The sequence below is a fragment of the Phenylobacterium sp. genome, from assembly GCF_035276905.1.
Classification (GTDB): Bacteria; Pseudomonadota; Alphaproteobacteria; order Caulobacterales; family Caulobacteraceae; genus Phenylobacterium.
On sequence record NZ_DATELG010000002.1, the window covers coordinates 1 to 21,069 of the forward strand.

Genomic DNA, 21,069 nt, shown 5'->3' on the forward strand with positions numbered 1-21,069 from the left:
AGCCCGCCGAAGGCGCTCCGGCGGCGCCCCCGGCGACGCAAGGGGTGGTCCGGCGCATCGAAGTGCGCGGCAACGAGCGGATCGAAGCGGCGACGGTGATCTCCTACCTGCCGATCCAGCCGGGGGAGACGATCGACCCGGCGAAGATCGACCTGGCGCTGAAGTCGCTGTTCCGCACCGACCTTTTCGCCGACGTGAAGATCGACCTGCAGGCCGACGGGACCCTGGTGGTCAGCGTCGAGGAGAACCCGATCATCAACCGGGTGCTCTTCGAGGGCAACAAGAGCATGAAGGAAGACAAGCTGAAGGACGAAGTCACCGTTCGTCCCAGAGGCATCTTCACCCGCTCGAAGGTCCAGGGCGACGTGGCCCGCATCGTCGAGCTCTATCGCCGCTCGGGCCGCATCTCGGCCAATGTCACGCCGCAGATCGTTCAGCTGCCGCAGAAGCGCGTCGACCTGATCTTCAAGATCGACGAGGGCCCGAAGAGCGGCATCCTGCGGGTCAACTTTCTCGGCAACAAGGCCTTCTCGGACAACGACCTGCGCGACGTCGTCGTGACCGAGCAGTCACGCTGGTACAAGTTCTTTTCCAGCAACGCCAACTACGATCCGGACCGGCTGGAGTACGACCGCGAACAGCTGCGGAAGTTCTACCGCAACCGCGGCTTCTATGATTTCCGCGTGTCTTCGGCCGTGGCGGAGTTCGCCCCCGACAAGAACGGCTTCGCGATCACCTTCACCATCGACGAAGGCCGCGAGTTCAAGTTCGGCAAGGTCAATGTCGAGACCGACCTGAAGAAGCTCAATCCCGACGTCCTGAAGGCGCTGATCCCGTTCCGCACGGGCCAGGTCTACGAGGACCAGAAGATCGAGCAGGCGACCGATGCGCTGACCTTCGCCGCCGGTGCGGCGGGCTTCGCCTTCGTCGACGTGCGCCCGCGCTACACCCCCAACCGCGAGACCGGCACGATCGACGTCACCTTCGAGGTGAAGGAAGGGCCGCGCGTCTACGTCGACCGGATCGACATCGTCGGCAACACCCAGACCCTCGACTACGTCATCCGGCGGGAAATGAACCTGGTCGAGGGCGACCCGTACAACCGCGCCCTGGTCGACCGCTCGAAGAACCAGATCAAGGCGCTGGGCTACTTCAAGGACGTCGACATCACCGAGACGCCCGGCTCGGCGCCCGACCGCACCAACCTGCAGGTGAAGGTCACCGAGCAGCCGACCGGCGAGTTCTCGTTCAGCGCCGGCTACTCATCGGTGGACCAGGTGGTGGTCGACCTGGGCGTGACCCAGCGCAACTTCCGCGGCCGCGGCGAGGACGTGCGCGCGCGCCTGTCGCTCGGCTCGGTTCGCCAGCAGCTCGACCTCGGCTTCACCGAGCCGCGCTTCCTCGGCCGCGACCTCGCCGCCGGCATCGACGTCTACTATTACAAGTACGACCTGACGCGGATTTCGACGGCGCCCTACAGCACCACCAGCCTCGGCACCAACCTGCGCCTCAACTTCCCGCTGAGCCTCAATTCCCGCGGCTCGCTGATCTACACCCTGCGCACCGACGACGTGAGCGTGGGCGACTCGCTTTGCTCGGGCACGGTGATCAGCTCGTCGCTCTGCTCGCAGCGCGGCTACTTCCTGACCTCCCTGGTCGGCTACGGCTATCGCACCGACCACCGGAACGATCCGATCAAGCCCACGCGCGGCTTCTATCTTCAGTTCAACCAGGACTTCGCGGGCATCGGCGGCGACGTGAAGTACATCCGCACCGAGGCCAACGCCGGCTGGTATCACGGCTTCGCCAAGAACCTGATCCTCTCGACCGTCGGCTCCGCCGGCTACGTCAATGGCTGGGGCGGCGACGCGGTGCGCATCAACGACCGCTTCTTCAAGGGCGGCGACAGCTTCCGCGGCTTCGAGACCGCCGGCATCGGTCCGCGCGACATCTCCGCCGGCCGCAGCGACGCCCTGGGCGGCAAGGGCTATGCGATCGGCACCGTCGAGATGACCGTGCCGACCTTCCTGCCCGAGCAGTACGGCATCCAGGCGGCGGTGTTCACCGACTTCGGCGTCCTGGGCGGGCTGGATTCGCGCTACAAGACGCTGAACGGCAAGGTCATCGATCCGACCCAGCCGGCGCTGGGCAACTACGACATCCGCGACAACTACGCACTGCGCGCTTCGGCCGGCTTGAGCGTCTTCTGGCGCTCGCCGATGGGTCCGATCCGCTTCGACTTCAGCCAAGTGCTGAAAAAGGAAGACTACGACAAAACGGAACTCTTCCGTTTCTCCACAGGAACCAGGTTCTAGACCCCATGACCATCAAGACCTTCGCGCTCGCCGCCTGCGCCGGAGCCGCCGTGCTCGCCTCCGGCTCCTCCGCGCTGGCGCAGACCGCCGCTGCGGCGCCTTCGGTGACCTATGGCGCGCCGATCGCGGGCCTGTGCGTCGTCTCCGTCGACGGCGTGATCGGCAATTCGACGGTCGGCAAGTACGTCGACCAGCGCCTCCAGCAGATCGGCTCCCAGGCCCAGGCCGAGCTGGGCGGCGAGAAGTCCGGCATCGACAGCGAGGCCCGCACGCTGGAAGGCCAGCGCGCGACGCTCGACCAGAACAGCTTCGAACAGCGTGTGGCCGCCCTGCAGGTCCGCCAGAATGCGCTGGAGCGCAAGGCGGCGCTGCGTGAGCGCGAACTGCAGGCCACCCAGCAGCAGGCCGTCGGCCGCGTGATCAACGAGATGAAGCCGCTGATCGCCGCCGCCGCCGAGCAGCAGAAGTGCGCCATGGTGATCGACCGCAGCTCGGTGATCATGGTCAATCCGTCGATGGACCTGACCTCGGCCGTCGTGACCAGCCTGAACGGCAAGCTGACCCAGTTCGCCTTCGACCGCACGCGCCTCGACCAGCAGGCTCAAGCGAGCGCGCCGCCGGTCACCCAGACGCCGGCCCAGGTCCCGGCGAAGCGCAAGTAAGCCAAGGGATCGGCGGATCGCCGCAGCCGAACCATGCCTGATCCGCGATTCTTCGAAAACCTCGGGTCCGTTTCCCTCGGCAAGCTGGCCAAGCTCGCCGGGGCGGTGTTGCACGACCATGCCGCGGCCGATCGCCCGATCCAGGCGGTGGCGATCCTCAGCCGGGCGGAGGCGGACTGCGTCACCTTCCTGACCGACCGGCGCCGCGCCGAAGGGCTCGACACCCTGTCGGCCGCCGGCTGTTTCGTCACCGCCAAGGACGCCGACGCTCTGCCGGCGGGCTGCGCAGCCCTGGTGACGCCGACGCCGCAGGGCGCCTATGCGCTCGCGGCCCAGCGGCTCCACCGCCCGCGGCCCTTCGGCGACACGCAGGTGGCGCCCGACGTGCGGCTCGAGGCCGGCGTACGGCTGGGTCCGGGCGTCGTCCTGGGCCCGGGCGTGCAGGTGGGGGCGGGGACCGAGATCGGCGCCAACGCCGTGATCGGGCCGGGCGTCGCCCTTGGCCGCAACTGCCAGATCTCGGCCAATGTCACCCTGGGCTTCGCCCTGATCGGCGACCGCGTGAAGATCCTCGCCGGCGCCGTGATCGGCGAGGCGGGCTTCGGCGCCGCCGCCGGCCCCACGGGCCTGGTCGACTTGCCGCAGCTGGGGCGGGTGATCGTGCAGGACGGCGTCACCGTCGGCGCCAACAGCTGCGTCGACCGTGGGGCGTTCGAGGACACGGTGATCGGCGAGAACACCAAGATCGACAATCTGGTGCAGATCGCCCACAACGTCCGCGTCGGGCGCAACTGCGTGATGGCCGCGCACACGGGCATCTCCGGCAGCGTGACGATCGGCGACGGCGCCCAGTTCGGCGGACGGGCCGGGATCGCCGATCACCTCGTCATCGGCGCGGGCGCCCGGATCGCGGCGGCCGCCGGACTGATGCACGACGTGCCGCCCGGAGAGACCTGGGGCGGGGTTCCGGCCCGGCCGATCAGACAGTGGATGCGGGAGACGGCGTGGCTGACGAAGCACGCGGTCCGCCGCGAAGGGGGAAGTGAATGAGCTCGAAGTCGCCGGCAGGCGAGGGCGCCGCCGAGATCGACATCATCGAGATCCTGGCGCGCATTCCGCACCGTTATCCGTTCCTGCTGGTCGACCGGGCGGAGGAGTACCGGCCGCACGAGTCGATCATCGGCATCAAGTGCGTGACGGCCAACGAGCCGTTCTTCCAGGGTCACTTCCCCGGCTATCCGGTAATGCCCGGCGTGCTGATCGTCGAGGCGCTGGCCCAGACCGGGGCGGTCCTGATGTCGAAGTCGCTGGACGTCGACACCCGCGGCAAGACCATCCTTTTCATGTCGGTCGACAACTGCCGCTTCCGCCAGCCGGTGCGGCCGGGCGATGTGATCCGCATGCACGTCGAGGTGCTGCGCCATCGCGGCGACGTCTTCAAGTTCCGCGGCCGGGCCCTGGTCGGCGAGAAGGTCGCCGCCGAGGCCGAGTTCGCCGCCATGGTGGTGGAGACCTGAACATGGGCGTCGAGATCCATCCGACGGCGATCGTCGCCAAGGGCGCGGAGCTTGCGGACGGGGTCGGCGTCGGGCCCTATTCGATCATCGGCGAGCACGTGAAGATAGGCCCGCGGACCCAGGTCCTGGCCCATGTGGTGATCGAGGGGCATACCACCCTCGGCGCCGACTGCACGGTGCGCAACTTCGCCAACCTCGGCGGGCCGCCGCACCACACCGCCTACAAGGGCGAGCCGACGGAGCTGCGGATCGGCGACCGCAACAAGCTCTGGGAGCACGTGACCATGCATATCGGCACGCCCGATGGCGGCGGCGTGACCCAGGTCGGCGACGACGGAATGTACATGGCCACGTCGCACGTCGGCCACGACTGCGAGGTCGGCGACAACGTGATCCTCGCCCACTCGGCGACCCTGGGCGGCCACGTGCATGTCGGCGACTTCGTGATGGTGAGCGGCCTGGCGGCGGTGCACCAGTATTGCCGCATCGGCCGCTACGCCTTCATTGGCGGCCTGGCGGCGGTGACCAAGGATGTCATCCCATATGGCCTGGTCTGGGGCAACCACGCCCACCTCGAGGGCCTGAACCTCGTGGGGCTCAAGCGCCGCAACTTCTCGCGCGAGACGATCAGCGAGCTGCGGTCCGCCTACCGGTTGATGTTCGCCGAGGAGGGCACCTTCCAGGAGCGCCTTGCCGACGCGGCGGAGACCTACGGCTCCGCGGCCGCGGTGATGGAGATCATCGACTTCATCCGCGCCGACGCCAGCCGGCCGCTCTGCCTGCCCGAACGCGAGGTCTGATGACCCGCCTCGGCCTGATCGCCGGGGGCGGCAGCCTGCCTCTCGAGATCGCCGAGCATTGCCGGCGCGCCGGCCGGCCGGTCTTCGTGATCCGGCTGAGGGGCTTTGCGGAGCCGGCGCTGGCCGGGTTCGACGGCGCCGACATCGGCCTGGCCGAGCTTGGCAAGTGCATCAAGACGCTGAAGCGGGCCGCCTGCGAGGCGGTGTGCCTGGCCGGGCGCGTCGCACGGCCCGACTTCAGCAAGCTGACGCCCGACCTGCGCGGGCTCGCGGCCCTGCCGGCGGCGATCGCGGCCGGCCGCAAGGGCGACGACGCTCTGCTGCGGTTCCTGGTGGGCGAGTTCGAAAAGGAAGGTTTCCGCGTCGAAGGGGCCGAGACGGTGATGCGCGAGCTCAGCCTGCCGTTAGGCCCGCTCGGCCGGCATGCGCCGACGCCCGAACAGCTGGCCGACGCGGAACGCGCGCTCGAGGTCGCGCGCGCCATCGGCCGACTGGATATCGGGCAGGGCGCCGTGGTCTGCGACGGCCTGGTGCTGGCGGTCGAGGCCCAGGAGGGGACGGACGCCATGCTGGTGCGCGTCGCCGGACTGCCCGGCGAGTTGCGCGGCCAGGCCAGCGACCGCCGCGGCGTGCTGGCCAAGGCGCCCAAACCCATTCAAGAAACCCGCGTCGACCTGCCGACCATGGGACTGGCGACCGTCCGCGGCGCGGCAAACGCGGGCCTGGCGGGCATCGTCGGCGAAGCGGGGCGGCTGCTTGTGCTGGACCGGGCCGAGCTCGTCGCCCTGGCCGACGAGCTCGGCCTCTTCATCCTGGGCGTGGAGCCGGCCCGCTGATGGACGAGCGGCCGCTCACCGTCATGCTGGTGGCCGCCGAGGCCTCCGGCGACGAGCGCGGCGCGGGCCTCGCGCGCGCGCTCAAGCGCCGACTGGGAGAAGGCGTCCGATTCGTCGGCGTCGGCGGCTCGCGCATGGCGGCCGAAGGGGTGGAGAGCCCGTTCGACATCGCGCAGCTGTCGGTCCTGGGGTTGCTGGAAGGCCTGATGGCCTATCCGCGGGTCGTCCGGCGCGCGGGCCAGACGGCGGCGCTCGCGGGCCGCGAGCGGCCGGACGTCGCAGTGCTGATCGATTCCTGGGGCTTCACTCTGCGGGTCGCCCAGCGGCTGCGGCGGGTCGATCCGAACCTGCCGCTGGTCAAGTACGTCGGCCCACAGGTCTGGGCCACGCGGCCCGGACGGGCGAAAACGCTCGCCCAGGCGGTCGACCACCTGCTCTCGATCCACGCCTTCGACGCGCCCTATTTCGAGGCCGAGGGCCTGGAGACGACCTTCGTTGGCAATTCCGCCCTCTCGCTCGACTTCTCGCAGGCGGACCCTGCGCGCCTGCGCGAGGAGATCGGCGCAGGGCCGGACGACCAGATCCTGCTGGTCCTGCCGGGCAGCCGGCCGGCGGAGATCGAGCGGGTGCTGCCGCCGTTCGCAGACGCCGTCGACCTGCTCAAGGCCGATCGGCCCGGCTTGCACGTGGTGATCCCAGCGGCGCCCACGGTCGCCGAGATGGTCAAGGGCCAGGTCGCCGGCTGGCGCCACCGCGTCCAGGTCGTGGAGGGCGAGGGGCCAAAGCTCGACGCGATGAAGGCCGCGACGGTGGCCCTGGCGTGCTCCGGCACGGTGACCACCCAGATGGCCCTGGCCGGGGCGCCGATGGTGGTGGGCTACCGGATCGGGCCGGTGACCTACGCCATCCTCAAGCGACTGGTGCAGACCCGCTTCGTCACCCTCTTCAACATCGCCGCCGACGCCGAGGTCGCGCCGGAGCTGCTGCAGCACGACTGCAACGGGCCAGCGCTCGCCGCGGAGGTGGCGCGCCGGCTTGACGACGAGACGCTGCGCCGGGCGCAGATCCGCGCCCAGTACGCCGCCCTCGACAAGATGGGCCGCGGCGGGCCGGACCCGGACGACGCTGCGGCCGAGGCGGTGCTGCGGGTGCTGGCGGCGCGAAGGAGTACGGCTTCGCCGACACCTTCCTCGTAGGGCGAGCATCCAGGCGCACACGAAAAAGGCCCGCAGTCGCCTGCGGGCCTTTCGTCGTTCTGTACGCTGCGGTCAGCGCTTGTCGATCGCCACGTAATCGCGGTGCGCGGCCCCGGTGTAGAGCTGGCGCGGCCGGCCGATCTTCTGCGACGGATCCTCGATCATTTCCTTCCACTGGGCGATCCAGCCGACCGTCCGCGCGAGCGCGAACAGCACGGTGAACATCTCCGGCGGGAAGCCAAGGGCGCGCAGCGTAATGCCCGAATAGAAATCCACGTTCGGATAGAGCTTGCGCTCCACGAAGTAGGGGTCGTTGAGCGCGATCTTCTCGAGCTCCATCGCCACCTTCAGCAGCGGATCGTCCGCGTGGCCGACCTCCGCCAGCACCTCGTGGCAGGTCTTCTGCATGACCTTCGCGCGCGGGTCGTAGTTCTTGTAGACACGGTGGCCGAAGCCCATCAGCCGGTACTTGCGGTCCTTCACGCCCTGGACGTACTCGGGGATGCGGTCGACCGTGCCGATCTCCATCAGCATGTTCAGCGCTTCCTCGTTCGCGCCGCCGTGGCTCGGGCCCCAGAGGCAGGCGATGCCGGCAGCGATGCAGGCGAACGGGTTGGCGCCCGACGACCCCGCGAGGCGGACGGTCGAGGTCGACGCGTTCTGTTCGTGGTCGGCGTGCAGGATGAAGATGCGGTCCATGGCGCGCGTCAGGACCGGGTTCGGCTTCCAGTCCTCGGCCGGGACCGAGAAGCACATGCGCAGGAAATTCTCGGCGTAGGACAGCTCGTTGCGCGGATAGACGAAGGGCTGGCCGCGGAAGTACTTGAAGGCGCGCGCCGCGATCGTCGGCATCTTGGCGATCAGCCGGTGCGAGGAGATCTCGCGCTGGGCGAGGTCGTTGATGTTGGTGCTGTCGTGGTAGAAGGCCGACAGCGCGCCGACCGCGCCGACCATGATCGCCATCGGATGGGCGTCGCGCCGGAAGCCGCCGAAGAACTTGTCGAACTGGTCGTGCAACATCGTGTGGTAGGTGATGTTGTGCTCGAACTCGGTGAACTGCGCCGCGTTCGGCAGCTCGCCGTGCAGCATCAGGTAGCAGACCTCCAGGAAGCTCGAGTTCTCGGCCAGCTGGTCGATCGGATAGCCGCGGTGCAGCAAGATCCCCTCGTCGCCGTCGATGAAGGTGATCTTGCTTTCGCAGCTGGCGGTCGAGGTGAAGCCCGGGTCGTAGGTGAAGACGTCGGTCTCGCCGTAGAGCTTGCGGATGTCGACCACGTCCGGACCGGTCGTACCCGTCAGGATCGGAAGCTCGACGGTCTTGGCGCCGATGCTGACCTTCGCCGTGTCGCCCATGCCATCCCCTTTCAATTCACACGTAACGCTCGTTTGAGCGCGCCTTTAGCCGGTTTACGAAGCCGGCGAAAGCACATCGTCAAGGCGGGCGAGGCTTTCGTGTTTCCCGAGCGAAACCAAGGTCCCGGCGAGATCCGGCGCCGGCGAGCCGCCGGACAGCACCGCGCGCAGCGCCTGGCCGAACTTGCCGATGCCGACGCCTTCGGATTCCGCAAAGCCGCGGATCTCCGCCTCAAGCGCCGCGACCTCCCAAGCCTCCGTCCTCGCCAGCCTGTCTTTCAGCCGCGCAAGACGCCCGCGTGTCTCTTCCGTGAGCAGGGCTTGCGCTTTTTCGGGCAGTTCCAGCGGGCGCTGCCTGAGGACGAAGACCGTCGCGTCGGCAAGCTCCAGCACGGTCTTGGCCCCGTCGCGGACGAGCGGAATGCTGCGCTGCAGCACCGAAAGGTCGGCTTCGCGCAGCTTCCAGTCGCGGCTCTCGTGGATTTCCGCGACCAGCTGCGTCAGCCGCGCCGGATCGGCCTCGCGGATGTAATGATTGTTGAGGTGGTTGAGCTTGGCCCAGTCCAGCCGGGCCGGCGCGCCCACCACATCCTTGATGTCGAACCAGCTGATCGCCTGGGCGTCGGAGAAGATCTCGTCGTCGCCGTGGCCCCAGCCGAGCTTGGCCAGGTAGTTGCGCATGGCCTCGGGCAAGTAGCCCATGTCGGCGAACTCGCCCACCGCCTGGGCACCGTGCCGCTTGGAGAGCTTCGCCCCGTCGGGGCCATGAATCAGCGGCAGGTGCGCCCAGACCGGCGTCTCCCAGCCCATCGCCCGGTAGATTCCGGTCTGCCGCGCGGCGTTGTTCAGGTGGTCGTCGCCGCGGATCACGTGGGTGACGCCCATGTCGTGGTCGTCGACCACCACGGCGAGGTTGTAGGTCGGCGTGCCGTCCGAACGCAGCAGGATGAGGTCGTCGAGCTGGTTGTTCTGGAAGCGGACCTGGCCCTTCACCTGGTCGTCGATCAGCGTCTCGCCATCGAGCGGGCTCTTCAGCCGCACCGCGAACGGGCGGCCGGGGGCCTCGTCTGGGGAGGCGTCGCGCCAGGGAGAGCGCACCACCCGGCCTTCGGCGCGGGCGCGCTCGCGCTCGGCTTCCAGCTCCTCGGCGGTCATGTAGTCGCGATAGGCCTCGCCGCGCTCCAGCAGGGCCTGGACCACCTCGCGGTGGCGCTCGGCGCGGGCGAACTGAAAGACCGCAGGCTCGTCGGCCTCGAGGCCGAGCCACTTGAGGCCCTCGAAGATCACCTGCACGGCGCCCTCGGTGGAGCGCTCGCGGTCGGTGTCCTCGATCCGCAGCAGGAACTTCCCGCCGGTGTGGCGCGCGTATAGCCAGTTGAAAAGCGCCGTGCGGGCCGTGCCAATATGCATCGAGCCGGTGGGCGAGGGGGCGATCCGGGTGACGACAGGGCGGCCAAAGTTCGAAGGGGCGGACATAGAGGCGGCTGATTTGGATGAGGTTGCGCCCGCCGGCGGCGGCTGGGCGGGGCCTCTTAGCACGCGGATTCGCCACCCTTCCACCCTGCCGGCCGCCGGAGCCTGGATCTTCGGCCAGATCGGGGTCCAGGGCGCGCGCTGGAAGCTCTGGACGCCAGTGGCGTTCGGCTCCGGCGCGGCGGTCTATTTCGCGCTCCTGCGCGAGCCGTTGCCGGGGGTTGCCTGGCTCGCGCTGGCGGCCGCCGCCGCCGCGATGATCGCCGCCCGGCGGATGGGTTCGCGGCCGGCGAAAGCGGCGCTGGTCCTGGTCGCGTGCGGCCTGGCCGGCTTCGCCGCCGCCAAGATCCGCGTCGAGCGGGTCAAGGCGCCGATCGCCTCCGCCGACGCCCGGCCGCAGCGGCTGCAGGGCTGGGTGGTGGACGTGGCCGCGCCCGGGCAGGGCGGACAGCGGCTGCTGATCGCGCCCTACCGGATCGGCGATCTGGCGCCGAGGGCCACGCCGATCCGCGTGCGCGTCACCTTGCGCGACGGGGCGGCGGTCCCGGCGCCGGGCGATGCGATCAGCCTGCTGGCGATGATCAACACGCCTCCGCCCCCGGCGAGCCCGGGGGCCTACGACTTCGCCCGCGACGCCTTCTTCGACAGCGTCGGCGGTGTCGGCTTCGCGCTCGGCGCGCCGCAGTCTTGGAGGCCGGAAGGCGAGCCGCCGTGGCGACTGCGCACGGCGATGGGCCTCAACCGGCTGCGCTGGGCGCTGACGCAACGGATCGTGGCCGTGCTGGGACCCGAGACCGGCGGGCTCGCCGCCGCCATGGCGACCGGCCAGTCGGCCTTCATTCCGCAGGAGCAGGTGGACAACCTGCGGGCCTCCGGCCTGGCGCACATCATCTCGATCTCCGGCGTGCACATGGCGATCGTCGGCGGCTTCACCTTCGCCGGGCTTCGGCTGCTGATCGCCGCCTGGCCTTGGCTGGCGCTGCGGATCAACGGCAAGAAGGCCGCCGCGGCCGTGGCGCTGGCGGCGGTGTCAGCCTACCTCGCGCTCTCCGGGGCGCCGCCGCCGGCGGTCCGCTCCGCTGTCACCGCCGCCATCGCCTTCGGCGCGATCCTGGTCGACCGCCAGGCCATCAGCCTGCACGCCCTCGCCGTCGCGGCCTTCGTGGTCCTGCTCCTGCAGCCCGAGGCGGTCACTCAGCCGGGCTTCCAGATGTCGTTCGCCGCGACCGCGGCGCTGGTGGCGCTGGCCGGCGTCTGGCCCCGGCCGGTTCGCGAGATCAACACGCCCTGGCCGATCCGCCTGGTCCAGGGCGCCGGGACCTGGTTCGCCGCCGCAGCGGCGATCAGCCTCGTCGCGGGCCTGGCGACCGCACCCTTCGCCATGCAGCACTTCAACCGGATCTCGACCTGGGGCCTGGTCTCCAACCTGGTCGTCGAGCCGATCTCCTCGCTCTTGATGATGCCGGGCCTCGCGGTCGGCGCAGTCCTGACGCCGTTCGGGCTGGAGGCATGGCCGCTGCGCCTGGCGGGCTTCGCCATCGCCCTCACCAACCGCGTCGCCGAGGCCGCGGCCCATGCGCCCTTCGCCCAGGTGGTCGTGGCGAGCGGTCCGGCCTGGACCCTGCCGGCCAGCTTCCTGGGCCTCCTCTGGGTCTGCCTGTGGCGCGGACCGATGCGCTGGGCGGGACTGCCGTTCGCGCTGGCGGTGACGCTGGTTCCCAAGCCCACGGTCCCGGACGCCTGGGTCGCGGCGGACGGCGCGGCGGTCGCGGTCAGGAGCGGCGGACAGGCGATCCTCTTCCGCCCCGACGTCAAGCTGTTCGGTGCGGAGCTCTGGTCCAGGCGACGAGGGCTCGAACCCGTCGAGCGCGAGGCGGCGCGCGACGCCGTCTATCAGTGCGACCACCTGAGCTGTGCGCCGAGCGCCGCAGCCCCGGTCCGGCTCGCCGCCGCCTGGAACCTGAAGCGTCCGCTGCCGCCCGGACGGCTGGAGGCGCTGTGCGCCGGCGCGGAGGTCGTGGTGCTGCGCAACGACTTCAGCCCGGCGAGCTGCGCGGCGCCCGTGGTGCTGACGGGCGCCGACTTCGCCCGCGGCGGCTCGGCCGAACTCTACCGACAGCCGGACGGAAGCTGGCGGGTGGCCTGGGCGCAGGACCTGCGCGGGCGGCGTCCCTGGACCTGGGGGCTGGACCAGCGCTAGGCGGAGGCGGCCGACGAACTCATCGCCGGGGCGGAAAGCTTCGCCCGCATGGTTCATTTTTAGGCGTCGGTCCGCCGCATTATGGGATGTTCGACTGATCGGAATGTCGCGCCGGGTCCTTGGGCTGACGGCGTGCGGACGCCCGCCCGCAAGCGTCATGGCGACCTTCCGTTCATGCGGATTCTATGCCGAGGAGGACCGGGGGAGACGATGCAGACCCAGCGCGCAAACACAGCCACGCCCAGTCCGGAGATCCTGCTGGACATCTATCGGCGCATGCTTCGCATCGAGCGCAACGACGACGCCACCCGCCGCACCATCATGCGCGGCCGACTGCAGATGCCGTACTATCCGACCCGCGGGCAGGAGGTGATCCCGTCGGCGCTTTCGGTGAACCTGAACGACGACGACACCATCTGCACGATCTATCGCGGCATCCACGACATGGTCGCCAAGGGCATGCCCTACCGGCAGATCTGGGCCGAGATCGCCGGCCGCGCCACCGGCGCCTGCAAGGGCAAGGGCGGCCCGATGCACCTGACCCACCCGGAAAGCGGGGTGATGGTCACCACCGGCATCGTCGGCTCCTCCATGCCGATCGCCAACGGCCTGGCGTGGGCCTACAAGCTCGACAAGAGCCGCAAGGTCTGCGTCGCCAACTTCGGCGACGGGGCGAGCAACATCGGCGCCTTCCATGAAGCCCTGAACCTGGCCTCGCTGTGGAAGCTGCCGGTGGTCTTCGTCTGCCAGAACAACCGCTTCGCCGAACACACCCGCTACGAGAACTGCACCTCGGTGGACCAGATCTCCAAGCGCGCCATCGGCTACGGGATGCCGGGCTACACCGTCGACGGCAACGATCCGGACGCCATGTACGCCGCCGCCAGGGAGGCCATCGACCGCGCCCGTGACGGGGAGGGGCCGACGCTTCTGGAGTGCATCACCTTCCGCTTCCACGGCCACGTCTTCGGCGACGACGACAAGTACATGACCAAGGAGGAGAAGGCCGCGGCGATGGAGAAGGACCCGCTGCCGATCCTGCGCGCCCGCCTGATCCGCGAAGGGATCGCCAGCGACGATCAGCTCGCCAAGATTCAGCAGGCCATCGAAGCCGAGGTCGAGGACGCCATCGAATACGCCCTTGCCCAGGAGTTTCCGTCCGTCGACGAGCTGCGTCGCGACGTCTTTGCCACGGAGATCGCGCAATGAGCGGCGCCACCACCAAGATGAACGGCATCCAGGCCCTCAATGCGGCGATCGCGGAGGCCATGGAGAAGGACCCCAAGGTCATCCTGCTGGGCGAGGATGTGGCCGACCGTGAAGGCGGCGGCGTCATCGGTACGACCAAGGGCCTGTCCACCCGCTTCGGCGACGATCGGGTGAAGTCGACCCCGATCGCCGAGCAGGCGATCATGGGCGCGGCCATCGGCGCCGCGCTCGGCGGCTACAAGCCGATCGCCGAGATCATGCTGATGAACTTCACGACCGTGGCCATGGACATGATCGTGAACCACGCCGCCAAGCTGAGGTTCATGTCCGGCGGCCAGAGCACCGTGCCGATCACCATCTACACCTTGACCGGCGCCGGCGCGCAGACCGCCGGCCAGCACGCCGACCACTACGAGGCCTGGTTCGCCCACACCGCCGGCATCAAGGTCGTCGCCCCGTCGACGCCGGCCGACTACAAGGGGCTGATGCTGTCGTGCATCGACGATCCGGATCCCTGCCTGCTGGTGCAGAACATGCGCACCCTGTTCGTCCCCGACCAGGTGCCGAACGACCAGGGCCCGATCCCGCTCGGCAAGGCCAACGTCATCCAGGAAGGCTCGGACGTAACGATCATCTCCTATTCGGGGATGGTGCTGACGGCCCGCCAGGCGCTGGGCGCCCTCGCCGAAAAGGGCGTCTCCGCCGAGCTCGTCGACCTGCGCACGGTCGCGCCGTGGGACAAGGAGACGGTGCTGAGCTCGGTTTGCAAGACCGGCCGCGCGGTCATCGTCCACGAGGCCGTCCGCCAGTTCGGCGTCGGCGCCGAGATCGCCGCGACCCTCCAGGAAGAGCTGTTCGGCGCCTTGAAGGCGCCGGTCCGCCGGCTGGGCGCGCCCTATTCGCCGGTGCCGTTCGCCAAGGTGCTCGAGGACGCCTTCCTCGTGCAGCCCGCCGACGTCGTCGCCGCCGTCGAGTCGGTGATGAAATAGGCTTCAGTCCAGGCTGAGCTCAAAGGGCGCGCCGAGGAACACCTCGGCGCCCCTGCCTATCTGCGCGATCGAGGCGATCATCCGCCCTCCGCGCCCGAGGCGCGCGTCGGCCAAGGCGACGATCAAGGGGTTCGGCGTCGCGCCCGGCGAGGCCTTGCGCAGGGCCAGCGCAAGCTCGAGCTCGGGGCGCGGGCTGCGCGCGCAGGCGATGGCGTAGGCGGCGGCTGTGGAGCGGCTCACGCCCGCCCAGCAGTGCACCAGCAGGGGCTGCGCCCCGTCCCACTCCGCGGCGAAGGCGAGCAGGCGAGCCACGTCGTAGTCGCTCGGCGCCTGGTAGCCCTCGACCTCGAAGGCCACGTCGTGCGAGGCGAGCAGCAGCCGGCGCTCCGGGGGGAAGGTGAGCGCGATCTCGGGCGCTTCCGCGGGCGGCGAAAGCCAGCTCACCAGGTGCGACGGCCGATGCGCCTCGCAAAGGGCGGGCACATGATCCAGCGGGCCGACGATCAGCTTCACGTCCAGCCCAGCCCGATGACGGCCGCCGCGCCCAGCAGGAAGGCGGTCTCGAACGCCTGTTCGATCGCCCCCAGCACGTCCCCCGTGTAGCCGCTGATCAGCCCTCGCGCGGCCAGCGCCGGCCAGAGCGCGGCTGCGGCGCCGGCCAGCGTCGCGGCGGCGGCGATGACCGGGTTCAGGAGCAAGAGCGGCGCAAACGCGATCAGCAGGGCGATCGCCGCCTCGTGGGCGCGCACGTCGCGGGCGACCGGCTTCAGCTTCGAGGCGGCGGGTTCGGCGGCGTAAGGCATCAGGTGCATCGCAACGACGGCTGCGGCGCGGCCGAGGCCGTGGGCGCAGAATAGCACGGCGGCGGCGCGCCAAGGGCCTCCGGCGTGCGCGAGCGCAACGATCCGCGCGGCCAGCACGAGGCCTAGCGCCAGCGCCCCATAGCTGCCCAGCCGGCTGTCCTTCATGATCGCCAGGCGCTGTTCGCGCGTATGGCCGCCCCCCAGCCCGTCGGCGGTGTCCGCCAGCCCGTCCTCGTGGAAGCCGCCGGTGACCATCACGCCGACCGCGACGGCCAGCAGCGCCGGCAGGACGCCCGTCGGCCAGGCCAGGCGCGCCAGCAGCAGGACCGCCGCGCAGAGGCCGCCCACGGTCAGGCCGACCAGTGGAAAGTAGCCCGCCGAGCGCGCCAGGAGATCGTCCGACCAGGCCTTGGGCCCTGGGATCGGCAGGCGCGTCAGGAACTGCGCCGCGCAGGCCAGGCGGTCGAGCTCTCTGCCGATCACGCCGCGGCGCATCATGCCTGGCCCAGCACCTCGGCCAGCGAAGCGACGTCGCGCACCATGGCGGCGGCGGACTTCAGGATCGGCAGGGCGAGGGCTGCGCCCGTGCCCTCGCCGAGCCGCATGCCGAGATCCAGAAGGGGCCTCGCGCCGAGCCGTTCCAGCATCAGCCGGTGGCCCTTCTCCGCCGAGCCGTGGGCGAAGATGCAATAGGGCAGGAGGTCGGGCTGCATGCGCACGGCCGCCAGGATCGCGGCGCTGGAAATGAAGCCGTCCACGACGACCGGCCGCCTCGCCGCCGCCGCCGCGAGCGCCGCACCCGCCATGCCGGCGATCTCCAGGCCGCCGAACTGGCGCAGGACCTCGAAGGGCCCATAACCGGGCCAGCGCGCGACCGCGGCGGCCAAGGCCCGGTGCTTGCCAGCGAGGCCTTTTTCGTCGTGCCCGGCGCCCAGCCCGATGCAATCCTCCAGCGGCGCGGGGCCCAGGCGATGCAGCAGGAGACTGGCCGCGGCGGTGTTGCCGATGCCCATCTCCCCCAGGGCGATGATCTCCGCCCCGTCGATGATCGCGCGGTTGGCGGCTTCGGCGCCGGCCGAGAGCGCCTGAATGCATTCCTCGGCGGTCATCGCCGGCTCGCGCACCGCGCTGCGGGTGCCAGGGCGAACCTTGGCGTTCTGCAGGTTCGGGTGGTTCGGAAGGTCGGCCGCGACGCCGGCGTCGATCACCCGCACCTCCGCGCCGACCGTCCTGGCGAAGGCGTTGATGCTCGCCCGTCCGTCCAGGATCGTCGACACCATCGCCGCGGTGACCGCCTGGGGATAGGCCGACACGCCGTCCTCGACCATGCCATGGTCGCCGGCGAAGAGCAGGATCGTGGCGCGCTCGGCACGCGGCGCGGTCGTCGCCTGGATGGCGCCCAGCTGGACGGCCAGCTCCTCCAGCCGGCCGAGCGCGCCAAGCGGCTTGGCCTTCCCGTCGATCAGGCGGCGAAGCTTTGCTGCCGCGTCCTGGTCGAGGTCGGGCAGGGCGGGCGCGGTCCAGGTCCGGGCGTCGAGGGTCATGTGGGCAGGGTCTCCAGGCCGGCGATCCGCGCCAGCGTTGCGATGTCCAGATGGCGGGCCAGCTCGGCGGCGATCTCGTCCAGCGCCTGGTCCACCCGGGCCCCGTGATCCTGCGCCCTCGAGCGCGCGCCGAGCCGGCCGAGGAAGGCCGCCCGGAAGGCGCCCGCCTCGAACAGGCCATGCACGTAGCCGCCCATGATCCGGCCGTCGAGCGAGCATGCGCCGTGCGCGCCTTCGCCGTCGAGATGGAGGAACGGGTGCTGCAGACCCGGGCCCGTGGTGACGCCGACGTGCATCTCATAGCCCGTGAGCCGCGCGCCGAAGCCTTCGGCGGCGACGTGCGTCAGGGTCTTGCGCGTCGTCAGCACGGTGTCGACGTCCAGCAGGCCGAGGCCCGCGGCTTCTCCGGCCGGTCCCTCGATTCCGTGCGGGTCGGCGATCCTGCGGCCGAGCATCTGATAGCCGCCGCAGACCCCAAGCACGCGGCCGCCGCGTCGGACATGGGCGGCGAGATCGACGTCCCAACCCTGGGCGCGCAGGAAGGCGAGGTCGGCCAGCGTCGCCTTGGTCCCCGGCAGGATGACCAGGTCGGCGTCGCCGGGCATGGGCTGGCCGGGCGGGATGAAGGTCAGCGCGACCTCGGGCTCGGCGCGCAGCGGGTCGAAGTCGTCGAAGTTTGCGATCCGCGACAGCATCGGAACGATGATCTTCAGACGGCGGACGGCATCGGCCGCTCCCGGACGTTCGAGCGTCACCGCGTCCTCGGCCGGAAGATGCGAGGCCGCGGCGAGCCAGGGGACCATGCCAAGGTCCGGCCAGCCCGTCAGCTCGACGATCGCCCGGCGGCCGTCCGTGAAGAGCTCAGGATCTCCACGAAACTTATTGATAATGAAGCCATGAATGGCATTTAGATCATCTTTCGCAAGAACCGCTTTTGCGCCCGCCAGGGCGGCGATGACATGGCCGCGGTCGATGTCGCCGACCAGCACGACCGGGACCCGGGCGGCCAGCGCGAAGCCCATGTTGGCGATGTCGCCGGCGCGCAGGTTGATCTCGGCCGGGCTGCCCGCGCCTTCCACCAGGACAAGGTCGCACTCCGCCGCGAGCCGACGATAGCTGTCGAGCACGACGCCCAGCAGCTCGCCCTTGCGGCCCTGGTAGGTCGCGGCGTCCTGGGTCCGCAGCATTCGGCCGCGGACGACGACCTGGGCGCGGCGGTCGCTCTGCGGCTTGATCAGCACCGGGTTCATGTCGACCGTCGGGGCCGCACGGCAGGCCAGGGCCTGCAGCGCCTGGGCGCGGCCGATCTCGCCGCCGTCGGTGGTGACCGCGGCGTTATTGGACATGTTCTGCGGCTTGAAGGGCCGCACGGCCAGGCCGCGATTGGCGAACAGCCGGCAGAGGCCGGCGACCAGCACCGACTTACCGACGTCGGAGCCGCAGCCCTGCAGCATCAGCGCGGCCATGCGAGCGCTCCGGCGGCCATCAGGATCCAGAGCAGGGCGCAGCCCTTGAGGTAGAGGCGCAGGCCACGGCCGAGGTCCGACGCCTGAGGTGGGCGGCCATCGCCGAACCGCGGCCGCTCGACGAGCGCGCCGTCGTAGCGTGCAGGACCGCCCAGCCGCACCTTGAGCGCGCCCGCCATCGCCGCCTCGGGCCAGCCGGCGTTGGGCGAAGCGTGGCGGCGCGCGTCGCGCAGCATGACCTTCAGGCCGCCCGCCGCGGCCAGGCAGATCATGAGGCCGGCGAGCCTGGCGGGGATCAGGTTCATCAGGTCGTCCGCCCGCGCCGCGGCCCAGCCGAAGGCGCGCCAGCGCAGCTCCCTGTGGCCGATCAGGCTGTCGCCGGTGTTGACCGCCTTGTAGACAAAGAGGCCGGGCAGGCCGCCCAGCGCCAGCCAGAAGGCGGGGGCGACGACGCCGTCGTTGAAGCTCTCGGCGAGGCTCTCCAAAGCCGCTGCGGCGACCTGGCCGGCGCCGAGCTGCTCGACGTCGCGGCCGACGATCATGCCGACCGCCTTGCGCCCTGCGGGCAGGTCACCGGCGTCGAGCGCCGCACGCACCGCCGCCACATGGTCGTAAAGGCTGCGCTGGGCGAGCCCGACCGAGGCGGCCAGGGCGAAGGCGACGAGGCCGAAGGGCCGACCCTCGAAGACGCCCTGAAGCAGCCAGCCGGCGAGGCCGGCGGCGCCGGCGACAAGGACCATGGTCGCGGCGCCCAGCGTGCGCCGCATCGCCGCGCTGCGGCCCGCCTTGTTCCAGCAGAGCTCCAGGGCGGAGATGGCGCCGCCGATCCAGACCACCGGATGCGGCAGGCGCCGGTGCAGGGCGGCGGGGTAGCCCAGGGCCGCTTCCGCCACCAGGCCGCCCAGCGCGCCGGCCGGACCGGGCCAGCTGGAGATGGCCGCCTCAAGCGGCATGGCGTCCGATGAGCTCCAGCAGCGGACCGCCGTGGCCGGCGACGAGGCGCGCGTCGACGCCATAGGCGCGGCGAATGATCTCTGGGGTCAGGGTCTCGGCGGGCGCGCCGCTGGCGATCAGGGCGCCCTCGGCCAAGACCAGGATCCTGTCCGCCAGCCGCAGCGCCAGCGGCAGGTCGTGCAGGGTGAGCACCACGCCGAGCCCCGCCTGGTGCGCGAGCCGGCGGAACAGCCCGCAGGCGTCCATCTGGTGGCCGGGGTCGAGGCCGGTCAGCGGCTCGTCCGCCAGCAGCCACTCCGGCTCGCCGGCCAGCGCGCGGGCGATCAGCACGCGCGCCCGTTCGCCGCCGGAGAGGCTGTCGACGCGCCGGCCTGCGAACTCCGCGACGGCGGTGGCCTGCATGGCGGCGGCGATCGCCGCACGATCCGCGGGCGAGCTTCCACTGGAATGATGCGGGATGCGGCCGAGCCCGACCAGCGTCTCGACCTCGATCGGCCAAGCGATCTCCGGCGTCTGCGGCAGGAAGCCGATGCGGCGGGCGCGGGCGGCGGCGGCCAACTTCAGGATCGCAGCATCGCCGAGCCTGACCTCGCCGGCGTCGGGCCGGCGCAGGCCGGCGAGGCAGGCCATCAGGGTCGACTTGCCCGCGCCGTTCGGTCCTACGATGCAGCTCACGCGGCCGGGCTCGAAGCTGGCGCCCAGCCGCGCGAACAGCCTGCGGCCGCCGAGCCGGACGGCCAGGTCGTGGGCGAGGAGCTGGGTCATGTGAGGCGCCTGCGCATGCGGATCAGGAGGGCGAGGAAGAAGGGGCCGCCGAGCGCCGCCATCGCCGCGCCCAGCCGGATCTCCACCGCCGCCGGCGTCAGCCGCACCAGGATGTCGGCCGCCAGCAGCAGGACCGCGCCGCCGATGGCGCTGGGCACGATGAGCGCGCCGGGCCGTGCGCCGAACCAGGGGCGCAGCAGGTGCGGCGTGATCAGGCCGACGAAGCTGATGACGCCGGTCACCGCGACGCTCGCCCCGACCGCCAGCGAGACGCCCGCCGCCAGCCGCAGGCGCACCGCGGCGAGGTCCACGCCAAGGGCTTGCGCGCCCACCTCGCCCAGCGTCAGGGCGTCAAGGGCGCGGCGGGTGCTGAGCAACAGCACCAGGCCCGCGGCGACGAAGGGCGTCGCCAGCTTCAGCTCGTCGAAGCTGCGGTCGGCGACCGCGCCCATCATCCAGCTGACGATTTCGTCGACGGCCCAGGGGGTCGGCGCAAGGTTGAGCGCCAGAGTCGTGGCCGCGGTCGCCATGGTCTGGATGACGATGCCCGCCAGCACGAAGGTGACGACGGTGGAGCCGGAGCCGGCCAGGCCGAGCAGCAGCGCCAGGCCGGCGGCCGCGCCGATCAGGGCGCCGAGCGGCAGCAGCCAGGGCGAGTGAGCCGTCAGGCCGAAGTAGAGCACCAGCACCGCGCCCACGGACGCACAAGGCGAGATGCCGAGCACGCTGGGGTCGGCGAGCGGATTGCGCGTATAGCCCTGCAGCGCTGCGCCCGAGGCGCCGAGCGCCGCGCCGACCAGCAGCGCCAGGAGCGTCCGCGGCAGCCGCAGCTGGAAGATCACCACCCAGCGCGGGTCGGCGCCCCAGTGGGTGAGCGCGCTGAGCGGCGTCCAGACCCGGCCGGCGGCCAGCGAGAGCACGGACAACAGCATGAGGAGCAGGATCAGGCCGCCGAAGGCCAGGGGCGGGCGGCGAAGGGCCTGGGGG

At 70.8% G+C, this 21,069-nt stretch carries 19 protein-coding genes; 10 read left to right on the top strand and 9 right to left on the bottom strand.

Annotated elements, in window-relative coordinates; genetic code table 11:
- Positions 1-44 precede the first annotated feature (44 nt).
- Genes bamA through lpxB form a run of 7 tightly spaced genes read left to right on the top strand, consistent with a single transcriptional unit; the run spans position 45 to position 7,326 of the window.
- Complete coding sequence (bamA, locus tag VJS38_RS00030) at positions 45-2,315, top strand: outer membrane protein assembly factor BamA (protein ID WP_324086125.1); 2,271 nt, start codon at positions 45-47, stop codon at positions 2,313-2,315.
- Between the two features lie 5 nt (positions 2,316-2,320).
- Positions 2,321-2,977 carry an OmpH family outer membrane protein gene (locus tag VJS38_RS00035; RefSeq protein ID WP_324086108.1) on the top strand — a complete coding sequence of 219 codons (657 nt, stop codon included), beginning with the start codon at positions 2,321-2,323 and terminating at the stop codon, positions 2,975-2,977.
- A 33-nt stretch (positions 2,978-3,010) separates the two neighbouring features.
- Positions 3,011-4,027, top strand: a complete 1,017-nt coding sequence (gene lpxD, locus VJS38_RS00040) for a UDP-3-O-(3-hydroxymyristoyl)glucosamine N-acyltransferase (protein WP_324086109.1) — start codon at positions 3,011-3,013, stop codon at positions 4,025-4,027.
- A complete protein-coding gene (gene fabZ / locus VJS38_RS00045; protein ID WP_324086110.1) occupies positions 4,024-4,494 on the top strand; it encodes a 3-hydroxyacyl-ACP dehydratase FabZ in 471 nt (156 codons plus the stop codon). Before lpxD ends, fabZ begins: the two co-directional genes overlap by 4 nt.
- A 2-nt stretch (positions 4,495-4,496) precedes the next feature.
- A complete protein-coding gene (gene lpxA, locus VJS38_RS00050) occupies positions 4,497-5,294 on the top strand; it encodes an acyl-ACP--UDP-N-acetylglucosamine O-acyltransferase (protein WP_324086111.1) in 798 nt (265 codons plus the stop codon).
- Positions 5,294-6,130, top strand: a complete 837-nt coding sequence (lpxI, locus tag VJS38_RS00055; RefSeq protein ID WP_324086112.1) for a UDP-2,3-diacylglucosamine diphosphatase — start codon at positions 5,294-5,296, stop codon at positions 6,128-6,130. Before lpxA ends, lpxI begins: the two co-directional genes overlap by 1 nt.
- Complete coding sequence (lpxB, locus tag VJS38_RS00060; RefSeq protein ID WP_324086113.1) at positions 6,130-7,326, top strand: lipid-A-disaccharide synthase; 1,197 nt, start codon at positions 6,130-6,132, stop codon at positions 7,324-7,326. The genes lpxI and lpxB overlap by 1 nt, the downstream gene beginning before the upstream one ends.
- Positions 7,327-7,398: 72 nt before the next feature.
- Here the strand turns inward: lpxB and gltA are convergent, their stop codons facing one another.
- On the bottom strand, positions 7,399-8,679 hold the full coding sequence (gene gltA, locus VJS38_RS00065; protein WP_324086114.1) for a citrate synthase: 1,281 nt from the start codon (positions 8,677-8,679) through the stop codon (positions 7,399-7,401).
- Between the two features lie 54 nt (positions 8,680-8,733).
- Positions 8,734-10,155 carry a glutamate--tRNA ligase gene (gene gltX, locus VJS38_RS00070; RefSeq protein WP_324086115.1) on the bottom strand — a complete coding sequence of 474 codons (1,422 nt, stop codon included), beginning with the start codon at positions 10,153-10,155 and terminating at the stop codon, positions 8,734-8,736.
- Positions 10,156-10,168: 13 nt separating this feature from the next.
- Between gltX and VJS38_RS00075 the strand changes: the two genes are divergently transcribed.
- The 3 genes from VJS38_RS00075 (at position 10,169) to VJS38_RS00085 (ending at position 14,550) form a co-directional block, all read left to right on the top strand.
- Positions 10,169-12,352, top strand: a complete 2,184-nt coding sequence (locus tag VJS38_RS00075) for a ComEC/Rec2 family competence protein (RefSeq protein WP_324086116.1) — start codon at positions 10,169-10,171, stop codon at positions 12,350-12,352.
- A gap of 210 nt (positions 12,353-12,562) precedes the next feature.
- Positions 12,563-13,561, top strand: a complete 999-nt coding sequence (locus VJS38_RS00080; RefSeq protein ID WP_324086117.1) for a thiamine pyrophosphate-dependent dehydrogenase E1 component subunit alpha — start codon at positions 12,563-12,565, stop codon at positions 13,559-13,561.
- The gene (locus VJS38_RS00085) at positions 13,558-14,550 is read left to right on the top strand and encodes a pyruvate dehydrogenase complex E1 component subunit beta (protein WP_324086118.1); all 993 of its coding nucleotides are present in this window, start codon (positions 13,558-13,560) and stop codon (positions 14,548-14,550) included. Before VJS38_RS00080 ends, VJS38_RS00085 begins: the two co-directional genes overlap by 4 nt.
- 3 nt (positions 14,551-14,553) lie before the next feature.
- On the opposite strand, the gene VJS38_RS00090 is transcribed toward VJS38_RS00085, so the two are convergent.
- From VJS38_RS00090 to VJS38_RS00120, 7 genes are all read right to left on the bottom strand, one after another.
- On the bottom strand, positions 14,554-15,063 hold the full coding sequence (locus VJS38_RS00090; RefSeq protein WP_324086119.1) for a hypothetical protein: 510 nt from the start codon (positions 15,061-15,063) through the stop codon (positions 14,554-14,556).
- Entirely contained in the window at positions 15,060-15,836 is a 777-nt protein-coding gene (locus tag VJS38_RS00095) for an adenosylcobinamide-GDP ribazoletransferase (RefSeq protein ID WP_324086120.1), read from the bottom strand. The genes VJS38_RS00090 and VJS38_RS00095 overlap by 4 nt, the downstream gene beginning before the upstream one ends.
- Before the next feature lie 11 nt (positions 15,837-15,847).
- A complete protein-coding gene (gene cobT, locus VJS38_RS00100) occupies positions 15,848-16,897 on the bottom strand; it encodes a nicotinate-nucleotide--dimethylbenzimidazole phosphoribosyltransferase (protein WP_324086121.1) in 1,050 nt (349 codons plus the stop codon).
- Complete coding sequence (locus VJS38_RS00105) at positions 16,894-18,363, bottom strand: cobyric acid synthase (protein ID WP_324086122.1); 1,470 nt, start codon at positions 18,361-18,363, stop codon at positions 16,894-16,896. Before VJS38_RS00105 ends, cobT begins: the two co-directional genes overlap by 4 nt.
- Positions 18,351-19,316, bottom strand: a complete 966-nt coding sequence (gene cbiB / locus VJS38_RS00110; protein WP_324086123.1) for an adenosylcobinamide-phosphate synthase CbiB — start codon at positions 19,314-19,316, stop codon at positions 18,351-18,353. The genes VJS38_RS00105 and cbiB overlap by 13 nt, the downstream gene beginning before the upstream one ends.
- Entirely contained in the window at positions 19,306-20,082 is a 777-nt protein-coding gene (locus VJS38_RS00115) for an ABC transporter ATP-binding protein (protein ID WP_324086124.1), read from the bottom strand. The genes cbiB and VJS38_RS00115 overlap by 11 nt, the downstream gene beginning before the upstream one ends.
- The coding region (locus VJS38_RS00120; RefSeq protein WP_414692390.1) for a FecCD family ABC transporter permease at positions 20,079-21,069 on the bottom strand (991 nt) is incomplete at its 5' end. The genes VJS38_RS00120 and VJS38_RS00115, both read right to left, overlap by 4 nt.